Annotated in this window: 9 protein-coding genes; 4 read left to right on the forward strand and 5 right to left on the reverse strand. The window is 68.0% G+C overall.

Annotated features, from left to right (window positions below):
• Nucleotides 1-19: 19 nt before the first annotated feature.
• Together pgsA and uvrC are read right to left on the reverse strand one after the other, a co-directional pair.
• A complete protein-coding gene (gene pgsA / locus HTA01S_RS01015) occupies nucleotides 20-589 on the reverse strand; it encodes a CDP-diacylglycerol--glycerol-3-phosphate 3-phosphatidyltransferase (protein ID WP_068166539.1) in 570 nt (189 codons plus the stop codon).
• 29 nt (nucleotides 590-618) lie between these two features.
• Complete coding sequence (uvrC, locus tag HTA01S_RS01020; RefSeq protein WP_068166541.1) at nucleotides 619-2,766, reverse strand: excinuclease ABC subunit UvrC; 2,148 nt, start codon at nucleotides 2,764-2,766, stop codon at nucleotides 619-621.
• 62 nt (nucleotides 2,767-2,828) lie between these two features.
• Between uvrC and earP the strand changes: the two genes are divergently transcribed.
• The 4 genes from earP to HTA01S_RS01040 all read left to right on the forward strand — a co-directional run bounded on the left by earP (nucleotide 2,829) and on the right by HTA01S_RS01040 (nucleotide 6,553).
• Nucleotides 2,829-3,968 (forward strand): elongation factor P maturation arginine rhamnosyltransferase EarP, encoded by a 1,140-nt coding sequence (earP, locus tag HTA01S_RS01025; protein WP_068166543.1) that lies wholly within the window; start codon nucleotides 2,829-2,831, stop codon nucleotides 3,966-3,968.
• Between the two features lie 149 nt (nucleotides 3,969-4,117).
• The gene (gene efp / locus HTA01S_RS01030; protein WP_068166545.1) at nucleotides 4,118-4,672 is read left to right on the forward strand and encodes an elongation factor P; all 555 of its coding nucleotides are present in this window, start codon (nucleotides 4,118-4,120) and stop codon (nucleotides 4,670-4,672) included.
• 70 nt (nucleotides 4,673-4,742) lie between these two features.
• The gene (locus HTA01S_RS01035) at nucleotides 4,743-5,621 is read left to right on the forward strand and encodes an AEC family transporter (RefSeq protein WP_068166547.1); all 879 of its coding nucleotides are present in this window, start codon (nucleotides 4,743-4,745) and stop codon (nucleotides 5,619-5,621) included.
• 59 nt (nucleotides 5,622-5,680) lie between these two features.
• Nucleotides 5,681-6,553, forward strand: a complete 873-nt coding sequence (locus HTA01S_RS01040; RefSeq protein WP_068166549.1) for an LOG family protein — start codon at nucleotides 5,681-5,683, stop codon at nucleotides 6,551-6,553.
• A gap of 128 nt (nucleotides 6,554-6,681) precedes the next feature.
• Here HTA01S_RS01040 and HTA01S_RS01045 read toward each other — a convergent pair whose 3' ends face one another.
• From HTA01S_RS01045 to HTA01S_RS01055, 3 genes are all read right to left on the reverse strand, one after another.
• Nucleotides 6,682-8,079, reverse strand: a complete 1,398-nt coding sequence (locus HTA01S_RS01045) for an efflux transporter outer membrane subunit (protein WP_068166552.1) — start codon at nucleotides 8,077-8,079, stop codon at nucleotides 6,682-6,684.
• Nucleotides 8,080-8,307: 228 nt separating this feature from the next.
• Nucleotides 8,308-11,454 (reverse strand): efflux RND transporter permease subunit, encoded by a 3,147-nt coding sequence (locus tag HTA01S_RS01050; protein ID WP_068166555.1) that lies wholly within the window; start codon nucleotides 11,452-11,454, stop codon nucleotides 8,308-8,310.
• A 9-nt stretch (nucleotides 11,455-11,463) separates the two neighbouring features.
• Complete coding sequence (locus HTA01S_RS01055) at nucleotides 11,464-12,744, reverse strand: efflux RND transporter periplasmic adaptor subunit (protein WP_068166556.1); 1,281 nt, start codon at nucleotides 12,742-12,744, stop codon at nucleotides 11,464-11,466.
• Nucleotides 12,745-12,807: the final 63 nt, after the last annotated feature.

A 12,807-nucleotide genomic window follows, 5' to 3' on the forward strand; every position in this document is an offset into this window, starting at 1 on the left:
AGGAGCGCGCGGGGCGCGCTCAGTGCGAACGCGCGCGGATTTCCGGCAGGGCTTTCTGCAGGTAATACACCATGGACCAGACGGTCAGCACCGCCGAGATCCAGATCAGCCAGGTGCCCCACAGGTGCGTGTCGATCACCCCGAACAGCTGGCCGTTGAACAGCAGAAAAGGAATCGCCGTCATCTGCACCGTGGTCTTGAGCTTGCCAATCATGTGCACCGCCACGCTCTTGGTCGCGCCGATGATGGCCATCCACTCACGCAGGGAAGAAATGGCGATTTCGCGGCCGATGATGATGAGTGCCACGAACACGTCGGCCCGCTCCAGGTGCACCAGCACCAGCAGGCTGGCGCAGACCAGGAACTTGTCGGCCACGGGGTCCAGGAAAGCGCCGAAGGCCGAGGTCTGGTTGAGCTTGCGCGCCAGAAAGCCGTCGGCCCAGTCGGTGGCGGCAAACACCACAAACATGACCGTGGCGATCAGGTTCTGCCGCGCCGGGTTCATACCTTCCAGATAGAACACCCCGATGATCAGCGGAATGGCGACGATGCGCGCCCAGGTCAGCAGGGTGGGAAGGTTGAAGAACATGCAGCGATTATGGCGGAGCGACACCCGGTTCAGTGCAGCGCGCGGTAGATGGCGTCGGCCAGCTCGGTGGAAATGCCTTCGACCGTGCAGAGGTCGTCCACGCTGGCGGAGGCCACGCCGCGCACACCGCCAAACCGCTGCAGCAGGCGGGCACGCTTCTTGGGCCCCACGCCGGGAATGTCTTCGAGCCGGCTGCCGCCGGTGCGCACCTTGGCGCGCTGGGCGCGCATGCCGGTGATGGCGAAGCGGTGCGCTTCGTCGCGGATCTGCGCCACCAGCATGAGCGCGGCCGAGTCGTGACCCAGGTACACCTTCTCGCGGCCGTCGGCGAACACCAGCTCCTCCAGGCCCACCTTGCGGCCCTCGCCTTTTTCCACGCCCACGATGAGCGAGAGGTCCAGGCCGAGCTGCTGGAACACCTCGCGCGCCATGCTCACCTGGCCCTTGCCGCCGTCGACCAGCACTAGGTCGGGCATGCGCGGGCCGGCGACGGATTCGACCGTGGGCTCGATGGCGGCGACCTCGTCCGGCGCGCCGGTCGCTACGATGGCCCCGTCAACAGGCGCGGGGCCCACGGCGGAGGCCGCTTCGGCCCCGGCGACTCCGGCGGGTGTGGCGGGATCGACCTCGGCGGGCGGGGAACCGGCCGGCAAGGCGTCGTCTGCCCGCAGCGCCTCGGCGATCTTGCCGTAGCGCCGCAGCAGCACCTGGCGCATGGCGGCGTAGTCGTCACCAGGCGTGATGCCCTCGATCTTGTAGCGGCGGTACTGGCTGTTCTGCATCTTGTGGGCCTCGAACACCACGCACGAGGCCTGGGTCGATTCGCCCGCGGTGTGCGAGATGTCGAAGCATTCGATGCGCAGCGTGTCGAGCTGGTCGTCGGGCAGGTTCAGCGCATCGGCCAGGGCGCGGGTGCGGGCCTGTTGCGAGCCCTCTTCGGCCAGCAGCCGCGCCAGCGCGATGTCGGCGTTTTTCTGCGCCATCTCCAGCCAGATGCGGCGGTGCTCGCGCGGGTGGTGCACAGCATTGACCTTGGCGCCGATCTGCTCGGTGAGCGCGTCCAGCAGCGGCCGGCCCACGGGGTGGCTGGTCACCAGGGTGTGCGGCATGGCCACGCCCAGATAGTGCTGGGCGATGAAAGCCTCCAGAACGCGAACGGCCACGCGCTCGGCGGGATCGGCGGGATCGGCGGGTGGTACCTCGGATGTCTCGTCATCACTCATCACGCTGTCGATGGCGGTGGCGTCTTCCACGTGGGTGGGAAAGTACGGCCGGTCGCCCAGGTGGCGCCCGCCGCGGATCATGGCCAGGTTCACACAGGCGCGGCCACCCTGCACCTTCACCGCCAGCACGTCCACGTCCTGGTCGGACACGTTGTCCACCGCCTGCTGGTGCAACACGCGCGAAAGCGCCGTGATCTGGTTGCGCAGTTCGGCGGCCTGCTCGAATTCGAGCTTCTCGGCGTGGGCCATCATGCGTTGCTCCAGCGTGTCGAGCACGGCCTGGGTCTCGCCGCGCAGGAAGCGCTCGGCATCGGCCACGTCGCGGGCGTAGGCCTCGCTGTCGATCAGGTCCACGCAGGGGCCGCTGCAGCGCTTGATCTGGTACAGCAGGCAGGGCCGGGTGCGGTTGGCGAACACCGTGTCTTCGCAGGTGCGCAGCCGGAACACTTTCTGCAGCAGCGTGATGGACTCCTTCACCGCCCAGGCGCTGGGGTACGGGCCGTAGTAGCTGTGGCGCTTGTCCACCACGCCGCGGTAATAGGCCATGCGCGGAAACGCGAGCGAGGGCGGCGGCAGGCGGCCCGCGGTGCGGAAGGTCTCGCGCGTGCCGGTGATCTTCAGATAGGGGTAGCTCTTGTCGTCGCGAAACAGGATGTTGAACTTCGGCGCCAGCGTCTTGATGAGGTTGTTTTCCAGCAGCAGCGCCTCGGCCTCGGAGCGCACCACCGTGGTCTCCATGCGCACGATCTTGCTCACCATGTGGCCGATGCGCGTGCCGTCATGGTTCTTCTGGAAATAGCTCGCCACCCGCTTTTTCAGATTGCGCGCCTTGCCCACGTAGAGCAGTTGGCCCTGCGCATCAAAATAGCGGTAGACGCCCGGCAGGCCCGGCAGGGCCGCGACTTCGCTGAGCAGTTGTTCGGAATGTGGTGCTTCGGATTCGGGGCGGGACATGGGCGGTATTGTGAACGGCGCACCCGCGGCCTGCAGCGCTGGCCGGTGGCAAGATCACGCCCATGTCAACCAACGGTCCTCCTACCCACCGCCCGCTCCCCTCCCTGCGCTGGGACGTTTTCTGCCAGGTCATCGACAACCTGGGCGACGCGGGCGTGTGCTGGCGCTTCTGCGCGGACCTGGCCTCGCGCGGCCACCAGGTGCGGCTGTGGATCGACCAGCCCGAACACCTGGCCTGGATGGTGCCCGGTGCGGTGCAGGGGCAGGTGCCGGGCATTGAGGTGCTGCACTGGACCCAGCCACTGGCGCCCGGACTCGCGCAGGCGGCGGGGCCGGCCGATGTCTGGGTCGAGGCCTTCGGCTGCAACCCGCCGCCCGAATGTGTGGCCGAATTGGCGCAGCGAATCGCGGCCGGCGCCGCCGCGCCGGTGTGGCTCAACCTCGAATACCTGAGCGCGGAGTCCTACGTGGAACGCTCGCACCGCCTGCCCTCGCCGGTCATGAGCGGGCCACTCAAAGGTCTGACCAAATGGTTTTTCTACCCCGGCTTCACGCCGCGCACCGGGGGGCTGCTGCGCGAAGCCGATCTGCCGGCGCGCCAGGCGGCGTTTGACGCGCCGGCCTGGCTGCGCGCGCAGGGCCTGCCGGTGAACAGCGCGCGGCGCCGCGTGAGCCTGTTCTGTTACGAACCGGCCCCGTTGCCCGACGTGCTGCAACAGGCCGGGCAGGACGCGCAAGCCAGCGACTGGCTGGTCACGTCCGGCCGGGCCGCGCGGGCCGTGGCCGCCGCCTGCGGGCAGGGGGGCGAACCCGGCCCCAGTTGCCGCCTGCTCGCGCTGCCCACCCTGACGCAACACGCTTTCGACCACCTGCTCTGGTCCTGCGACCTCAATCTGGTGCGGGGCGAGGACTCCCTGGTGCGCGCCCTGTGGGCCGGCAGGCCGCTGGTCTGGCACATCTACCCGCAGCACGACAACGCCCACCACGCCAAGCTCGAAGCCTTCCTGGACTGGCTGGAGGCGCCGGATTCGCTGCGAAGGTTTCACCGGCTCTGGAACGGCATCACCACGGCCGAACGCGTCTGGCCCGGCTGGGAAGTGGTCGAGAGCTGGCGACCCTGCGTGCTCTCGGCGCGACAGCGGCTGCTGGCGCAACCCGATCTGACCGGGCAGTTGCTCGAATTCGTCTCGGAAAAGCGATAAAATTCAAGGCTTTGCGGAAAACCGGCCTGGCAGACACCTGCAGCCGCTCCCGCCAGCCATCTGCCTCGCCGCACAGATCGCAGCCATCAGCACCGTTCCCGGGTCCTTCAGCCCCGACAGGAACAAGCGGCCCAACAGTTGGAATCCCTATGAAAATCGCTCAAGAACTCCGCGCTGGCAATGTGATCATGCACGGCAAGGACCCGATGATCGTCCTGAAAACCGAATACAGCCGCGGCGGCCGCGGTGCCGCCACCGTGCGCCTCAAGCTCAAGGCCCTGCTCAACAACATGGCCACCGAAGTGGTCTGCAAGGCCGATGACAAGATGGACCAGATCATTCTGGACAAGAAGGACTGCACCTACTCCTACTTCGCCGACCCGATGTACGTCTGCATGGACGCCGACTACAACCAGTACGAAGTCGAAGCCGAAAACATGGGCGACGCGCTGAACTACCTGGAAGACGGCATGGCCGTGGAAGTGGTGTTCTACGACGGCAAGGCCATCTCGGTCGAACTGCCGACCAGCGTCGAGCGCGAGATCACCTGGACCGAGCCCGCCGTCAAGGGCGACACGTCCGGCAAGGTGCTCAAGCCCGCCAAGATCGCCACCGGTTTCGAAGTGTCCGTGCCGCTGTTCGTGGCCCAGGGCGACCGCATCGAGATCGACACCCGCACCGGCGAATACCGCAAGCGCGTCTAAGCCGATCGTCTGCTGCGTTGATCGTTGAAAAGGCTCCTCCGGGAGCCTTTTCGTTTTGAACTGCCGAGACATGGACCTCATCACCCGCATCGCCGACGTCATCATCCCGGTGTTTCTGATCGTGGCCATCGGCTACGGTTATGCGCGCCGCCAGCGGCCCGACCTCACGGTGTTCAACCGCATCGCGCTCGATGTGCTGGCGCCCATGCTGGTGTATTCGGCGCTGGCCTCGCGCGACTTCCACCTTGCCGACCACATGCCGCTGCTCATCGGAGGCACGGCGCTGATTCTCGGCAGCGGGCTATTGGCCTGGCCGCTGGCCCGCGCCTGTGGTGCGCAGCCACGTACCCTGGTGCCGGTGGTGATGTTCAACAACTGCGGCAACATGGGCCTGCCACTGGCCCTGCTGGCCTTCGGGCCAGCGCACTTCGGTGCCGCCGTGGCGCTGTTCTCGGTGAGCAACCTGTTCCACTTCTCGCTCGGCGCGCGCATCACCAGCAGCCAAGCGCGCACACGCGACCTGCTCACCAGCCCGCTGATGATCGCCACCGCGCTCGGCTTCGTCAGTGCCCTGACCGACCTGCGCCCGCCCGAGGTGGTGTTGTCCGGTCTGAAGCTGCTGGGCGACGCGTTGCTGCCCATGATGCTGTTCGCGCTCGGCGTGCGGCTCACGGCCCTGACCCGCAACGGCCTGGCGCTCGGCCTGCTGGGCGCGCTGGCACGGCCGATGATCGGGCTGGCCATCGGCATCCCGCTGGCCTGGGCGCTGGGGCTGGAAGGTGCCGCGCGTGGCCAGTTGCTGCTGTTTGCGGCCTTGCCGCCGGCGGTGATGCAGTTCATGCTGGCGGACCGCTACCACCAGGAGCCCGACAAGGTGGGGGCGATGATCATGCTCGGCAACGCACTGGCCGTAGCCTTTGTGCCACTGGCGCTGGCCATCGGACTCTGAGTCGGCCCGGGTGCCGGGCGACAAGACAGACAATCGAGAACATGCAACAAGGAGCCCTCATGGAAGCCACCCAAGACCTGAAAGAACGCCGCCTGGCCGATGCCTGGGCCGAACTGCAGTCGCACGCCAGCGAAGGCCATCCGCTGCAGGCCGACGCCTACCGCCTGGCCTTTGCCGACCCTGAATTCCTGTTGCGCCGCGAGACGCGCGGCATCCGCTTCCAGTTGGAAATGCTCAAGCCCGACCTGGCCCAGCGCGATCTGGGCATTGAAAACACCATCGTGGTGTTTGGCAGCGCGCGCGTGCACGAACCCGAGATCGCCCGGGCGCGCCTGATCGACGCCGAGTCCAGCGGTGACCCCGAGGCCCTGGCCCGCGCCCGCGCCATGGTGCGCAATGCCCACCACTACGAACAGGCGCGCGAGTTCGGCCGCATCGTCGCGCGCTACAGCGCCCGCTGTCCGAAGGAAGACCAACTGTTCATCTGCACCGGCGGCGGACCCGGCATCATGGAAGCGGCCAGCCGCGGCGCCCACGACGAGGGCGCGCTCAACGTGGGGCTGAACATCGCCCTGCCCCACGAACAGTCGGCCAACCCTTACATCTCACCCGAACTCAGCTTCAAGTTCCACTACTTCGCGCTGCGCAAGATGCATTTCATGATGCGCGCCAAGGCGCTGGTGGCCTTCCCCGGCGGCTTCGGCACGCTGGACGAGCTGTTCGAGGTGATCACCCTGGTGCAGTGCAAAAAGGCCAAGCCGGTGCCCATCGTATTGTTCGGCAGCGCGCACTGGAAACGCCTGATGAACCTGGACGTGCTGGTCGAGGAAGGCATGATTTCGCCCGAAGACCTGAAACTGTTTGAGTACGTGGACGACCCGCGGGCGGCGTGGGACTACATCATGCGTTTTTACGACTTACCGCCAGTCTGAAAGCCTGGGCGGCCCAGGCGCTCAGAAGCAGCGCAGGACCGTCCAGCACACACCGTGGAACCGGCTCAGCCGGGCCACAGGTGTGGTCCCCCCACCGGGGGGAAGACGCGAAGCGGCGCAGGGGGGCGTCAGTACCCCCCACCCAGCGCCTTGTAGAGCGCCACCTGGTTCTGCTGTTGCACCAGCCGCGTCTGTGTCAGGGCCTGCTGGGTGGCGAACAGCGAACGCTGTGCGTCGAGCACGTCGAGGAAGCTGGCCACGCCGTTGCGGTAGCGCAGCTCGGCCAGACGGAAGCGCTCGGCCTCGGCCGTGGCCTGGGCCTGCTGGGCGCGCAGTTGCTCACCCAGCGTGGCGCGCCCTGCCAGCGCATCGGCGACCTCGCGGAACGCGCTCTGGATCGCCTTCTCGTACTGCGCCACCGCGATCTCGCGGCCCGCTTTGGCCGATGCCAGGCCGGCCTGATTGCGGCCCGCGTCGAAGATCGGCAGCAGCGCCTGCGGTGCCAGCGTGAAACCCCAGGAGCCGTCCTTGAACAGGTCCGAAAGCGCGCTGCTGGCCGTTCCCACGCTCGCGGTGAGCGAGATGCGCGGGAAGAAGGCCGCCCGCGCCGCACCGATGTTGGCGTTGGCGCCGATCAGTTGCTGCTCGGCCTGGCGGATGTCGGCACGGCGGGTGAGCAGGTCTGAGGGCAGACCGGCGGGCACCTCGCGGAACAGCGGCTGCGTGGTGACCGCTTCGCTTGCGGGATCGGCGAGCGAAGCCGGCAGCGGCTGCCCCACCAGCAGGGTGAGCGCGTTGAGGTCGAGCGCGCGCTGGCGCTGCTGCTGGGCCAGGGCGGACTCGGCCGCCGCGGTCAGCGACTCGGCCTGGCGCAGATCGAGCGCGGAAGCGGCGCCGTTGTCGAAGCGCAGCTTGGTCAGGCGCAGCGAGTCCTGGCGCGTGGCCAGGGTGCGCTGCGTGAGCGCCAGCAGCTCGTCGCTGGCCTGCAGGCTCAGCCAGGTGCTGGCGACCGACGCCACCAGACTGGTCTGCGCCGCCTTGCGCGCCTCTTCGCTGGCCAGGTACTGCGCCAGCGCCACCTCTTTGAGGCTGGCCACGCGGCCAAAGAAGTCGAGCTCCCAGCTGCTCATGGCGAGTCCGGCCGTGTAGACGCTGGTGATGCTGTCGTCGGTGCTGCTCTGGCGGTTGCCGGTGGCGGCCAGGTTCAGCGTCGGAAACCGGTCGGCGCGACGGATCTGGTACTGCGCACGCACCTGTTCGATATTGAGCACCGCCACGCGCAGGTCGCGGTTGTTCTGGATCGCCAGGCCGATGAGTTCGCGCAGCCGCGCATCGGTGACGAAGTCGGACCAGGCAATCTCGGCCGCCGCTGGCGAGCCCGCAGCGCTGCCGGGCACGGCCCCGGGCCAGTCGGCAGCTACCGGTGCGGCCGGCCGTTCGTACGTGGGAATGAAAGAGCAGCCGGCCAGCGCCAGAACCGCCAGGGCCAGGGCGCTGCCGCGCAATTTGAGAGAAGAAAAAATCATGCCAGTGGCTCCAACGCGTATCGGGAAAGACACGACGCAACGAAAGAAGAAGCGCCATCCAGGGCACCGCCGGGCCAGCTTTGCCGGACGGCCAGTGCGCCTTGCAGGCCGCAGCCTCGCCAGAGGCGAGGCTTCTTCGGGCCGTCCAAGCCTGCGCAGGCAGGCTCGGAGCCGCGGCCCTCAGCCCCCTTGAGGGGGTCGCGCGCAGCGCGGCGGGGGTGTTTCATATCAGTGCACACCATGGTGTTCGGCCTCCTCGGCTTCCCGACGGTGCTGGCGATCGCTGCCCTTGAACAGGGAGCGCACCACCACAAAGAAGATCGGCACGAACACCACCGCCAGCACCGTGCCCGTGAGCATGCCGCCGATCACGCCGGTGCCGATGGCGCGCTGGCTGGCCGAGCCAGCGCCGCCCGACAGGGCCAGGGGCAACACGCCCAGCGTGAACGCCAGCGAGGTCATGATGATGGGACGGAACCGCAGGTGCGCCGCCGCCAGCGCCGCCTCCACCACGCTCTTGCCCTGGGCCTGCAGGTCCTTGGCGAATTCGATGATCAGGATCGCGTTCTTCGCCGACAGGCCAATGATGGTGATCAGGCCGACCTGGAAGTACACGTCGTTCGAGTAGCCGCGCAGCAGCGTGGCCAGCAGCACGCCCAGCACGCCCAGCGGCACCACCAGCACCACCGACAACGGAATGCTCCAGCTCTCGTACAGCGCGGCCAGGCAAAGGAACACCGCCAGGATCGCGAAACCGTAGAGGATCAGCGCCTGTGAGCCGGCGAGCTTTTCCTCGCGCGACTGGCCGGTCCATTCGAAACCGAAGCCTTGCGGCAGCTTGGCCGCCAGTGCCTCCATCTCGGCCATGGCCTGGCCGGTGCTCACCCCCGGCGCGGCGCTGCCGCTGATACGCATGGACGGGTAGCCGTTGTAGCGCACGGTCTGCATCGGGCCGGTGACCCAGCGCGTGGTGGCGAATGCCGACAGCGGCACCGCCTGCGCCTTGCTGTTGAGCACGTTGATGCGCAACAGGTCTTCGGGCTGCATGCGCGCCATGGCATCGGCCTGCACCACCACCCGCTGCAGGCGGCCCGCGTTGGGGAAGTCGTTGACGTAGCTGGAGCCCAGCGCGGTGCCGATGGCGGCATTGATCGCGTCGAACCCGACACCCTGGGCGTTGGCCTTGTTCCGGTCGATGTCGATCTGCAGCTGCGGTGCATCTTCCAGGCCGTCGGGGCGCACCTGGGTGAGCAGCTTGCTCTGCGAGGCCATGCCCAGCATCTGGTTGCGCGCGGCCAGCAGCGCGTCATGCCCCCGGCCCGCGCGGTCCTGCAGCCGGAAGCTGAAACCCGACGAAGCGCCGAGCTCGGGAATGGGCGGCGGGCTCAGCGGGAAGATGAAGGCGTCGCGGATGCCCGAGAGCGCACCGAAGGCGCGGCCGGCCACGGCCTGGGCCGAGCTGCCTTCGCCGGAGCGCTCGGACCAGTCCTTGAGCGTGACGAAGGCGAGCGCGGCGTTCTGGCCCTGGCCCGAGAAGCTGAAGCCCAGCACGCCGACCATGCTCTCCACTTCGGGCTGCTGGAGCATGAAACCTTCCACCTGCTTCATCACAGCCAGCGTGCGCTCCTGCGTGGCACCCGGCGGCAGTTGCACGTTGACCAGCAAGTTGCCCTGGTCTTCGTTGGGCAGGAACGAGGTCGGCAGGCGCTGGTAGACCACCGCGGCGGCGGCGACGATGGCCGCATAGATCACCAGCGTGCGGCCGGCGCGCGGCAGCAGCTTGGCCACGCCGCCCTCGTACCCTTTGGCGGTGCGCGAGAAACCGCGGTTGAACCAGCCGAAGAAGCCGGTCTTGGCGTGCGCGTGGCCCGCCTCCACCGGCTTGAGCAGCGTGGCGCAGAGCGCGGGCGTGAGCGACAGCGCCATGAAGGCCGAGAAGGCGATGGACATGCCCATCACCGCCGCGAACTGGCGGTAGATGTTGCCCACGGAGCCGCTGAAGAAGGCCAGTGGCACGAACACGGAGATCAGCACCACGGTCACACCGATGATGGCGCCCGAGATCTGGCCCATGGCCTTGCGCGTGGCCTCCAGCGGCGGCAGGCCCTCCTCGCTCATGATGCGCTCGACGTTTTCCACCACCACGATGGCGTCGTCCACCACGATACCGATCACCAGCACCATGCCGAACATGGTCAGCACGTTGATCGAGAAACCCATCGCCAGCAGACCCGCGAAGGTGCCCAGCAGCGCCACCGGCACGACCAGCGTCGGGATGAGCGTGTAACGCCAGTTCTGCAGGAACAGGAACATCACCAGGAACACCAGCGCGACCGCCTCGGCCAGCGTCTTGGCCACTTCCTGGATGGAGATCTTCACGAACTTGGAGCTGTCGTAAGGAATCGCCCAGGTCATGCCCTTGGGGAAAAAGCGCTCCAGCTCGGTCATCTTCGCGCGCACCGCCTCGGCTGTGGCCAGCGCATTGCCGCTGGGCGAGAGCTGCACACCGATGCCGGTGGACGGCTTGCCGTTCAGGCGCGCCGAGGTGGCGTAGGCCTGGGCGCCGAGCTCGATGCGCGCGACGTCTTTCAGGCGCACGGTGGCGCCGTCGGCGCTGGCGCGCAGCACGATGTTGCCGAACTGCTCCACGCTGGCGAGCTGGCCGTTGACCACCACGGTGGCGGCGATGCTCTGGCCTGCCACGTTGGGCAACGCGCCGATCTCACCGGCCGAGACCTGGGCGTTCTGGGCGCGGATGGCGTTGGTCACGTCGGCCGCGCTCAAGTTGAAACCCAGCAGCTTGGCCGGATCGATCCAGACCCGCATGGCGCGCTCGGTGCCGAACAGCTGGGCCTGGCCCACGCCGGGCAGGCGCTGCAGTTCGGGCACGATGCTGCGCGACGCGTAGTCGCCCAGGGCCACCGGGTCCCAGGCCGGGTCGTCGCTGGAGAGGATCGTGAACAGCAGGAAGTTGTTGCGCGACTTGTCCACGCGCACGCCCTGCTGCGTCACCGCCGAGGGCAGGCGCGGCGTGGCCCGCGAGAGGCGGTTCTGCACGTCCACCTGCGCCAGGTCGGCGTTGGTGCCGGGCTCAAAGCTCAGCGTGATGCTGCCGGTGCCGTTGGCCTGGGCCACGGCTTCCATGTAGATCAGGCCGGGCGAGCCGTTCATTTCCTGCTCGATGACAGACAGCACGCTGTCTTCCAGCGTCTGGGCCGAAGCGCCGGGGTAGGTCGCGTTGATGACGATGGACGGGGGCGCCACCGGTGGGTACTGCGCGATCGGCAGCTGGGTGATGGACACCGCGCCCATCACCATGATGAAGAGCGCGATCACCCACGCGAAGATCGGCCGGTCGATGAAGAATTTCGCCATGTCGGATCCTTACTTCGACGCAGCCGGAGCTTCGGCCGGGGCTGTGGCGGGTGCGGCTGCGGCCGGGGCGGCGCCCGGCGCCTGCCAGGGCACGGCCTTGACCGGGGTGCCCGGCGGCATCATCTGCAGCTTCTGGAAACCGTCCACCATCACCTGCTCGCCGGCCTTCAGACCGTCCAGCACCACCCACTTCCCGTTCTGCTGGCCACCGATCTTCACAGACCGGCTTTCGATCTTGCCGTCGGCGCCCACCACCGACACCGAGTCGCCCTGGGCCGAGCGCGTCACCGCCTGCTGCGGCAGGGCGATGGCGTCACGCGCCGTCGCCTGCTCCAGGCGCACCCGCACGTACAGGCCCGGCAGCAGCGCGCCGCCAGGGTTGGGCACCTCGGCGCGCAACGTCACCTGACCGGTGGTGGGGTCCACCGACAGATCGGAGAACAGCAGCCGCCCCGCCTTGGGGTATTCGCTGCCATCTTCCAGCACCACACGCACGCTGGCCGCCCCGACGCCCGCGCCCTTGAGCTGGCCGCTCTCCAGCGCGCGCTGGAGTTTCATGGTCTCCGCCGCCGACTGGGTGAAGTTCACATACATCGGATCCACCTGCTGGATCAGGGCCAGCGGGGTCGCCTCGCCCTGTCCCACCAGCGCGCCTTCGGTCACCAGCGCGCGGCCGATGCGACCCGAGATCGGTGCCGTTACGTTCGCATAGTTCAGATTGATGCTGGCAGTCTGCACAGCCGCCTTGGCCACGGCCACATCGGCCTCGGCCGTCTTCTGGGCCGCCACCGCGTTGGCGTATTCCTGCTGACTGATCGCGTTCTCCGCCACCAGCGGCTTGTAGCGCTCGGCCAGCGCCGTGGCCTGGGCCTGGTTGGCCTGTGCCCGGGCCAGGCTGGCCTGCGCACTCCGAAGGGTGGCGGCGTACGGTGCCGGGTCGATGCGGAACAGCGCCTGACCGGCCTTCACATCGCTGCCTTCCTTGAACAACCGCTGCTGCAGGATGCCCGCCGCCCGTGCCCGCACCTGTGCCGTGCGCGAAGCCTCCAGCCGGCCCGGCAACTCGGTCAACAGCCCGACGTCACCCGGCGCGACCGTGACCACGCCCACCTCGGGCGCGGGCATGCCGCCGCCAGGAGCCGCCGCGGCCGGCGCCTCACCTTTGCCGCAGGCCACCAGCAACACGGCAGCGGAGATCACCGACAGACGGCGGGCCCACAACGCGGTGCGACCGGGTGTCGCCAGCGGAGGGTTGAACGAAACGGAAGGCTGGGGACTCTGAGCAGGCATGGGAATCCTTAGGGCAATGAAATCGGGGGTGCCGCCTGAAAAGCGGCTGGCATGACCATCGCG

Origin of the sequence: Hydrogenophaga taeniospiralis CCUG 15921 (assembly GCF_001592305.1) — a bacterium.
Taxonomy (GTDB): domain Bacteria; phylum Pseudomonadota; class Gammaproteobacteria; order Burkholderiales; family Burkholderiaceae_C; genus Hydrogenophaga; species Hydrogenophaga taeniospiralis.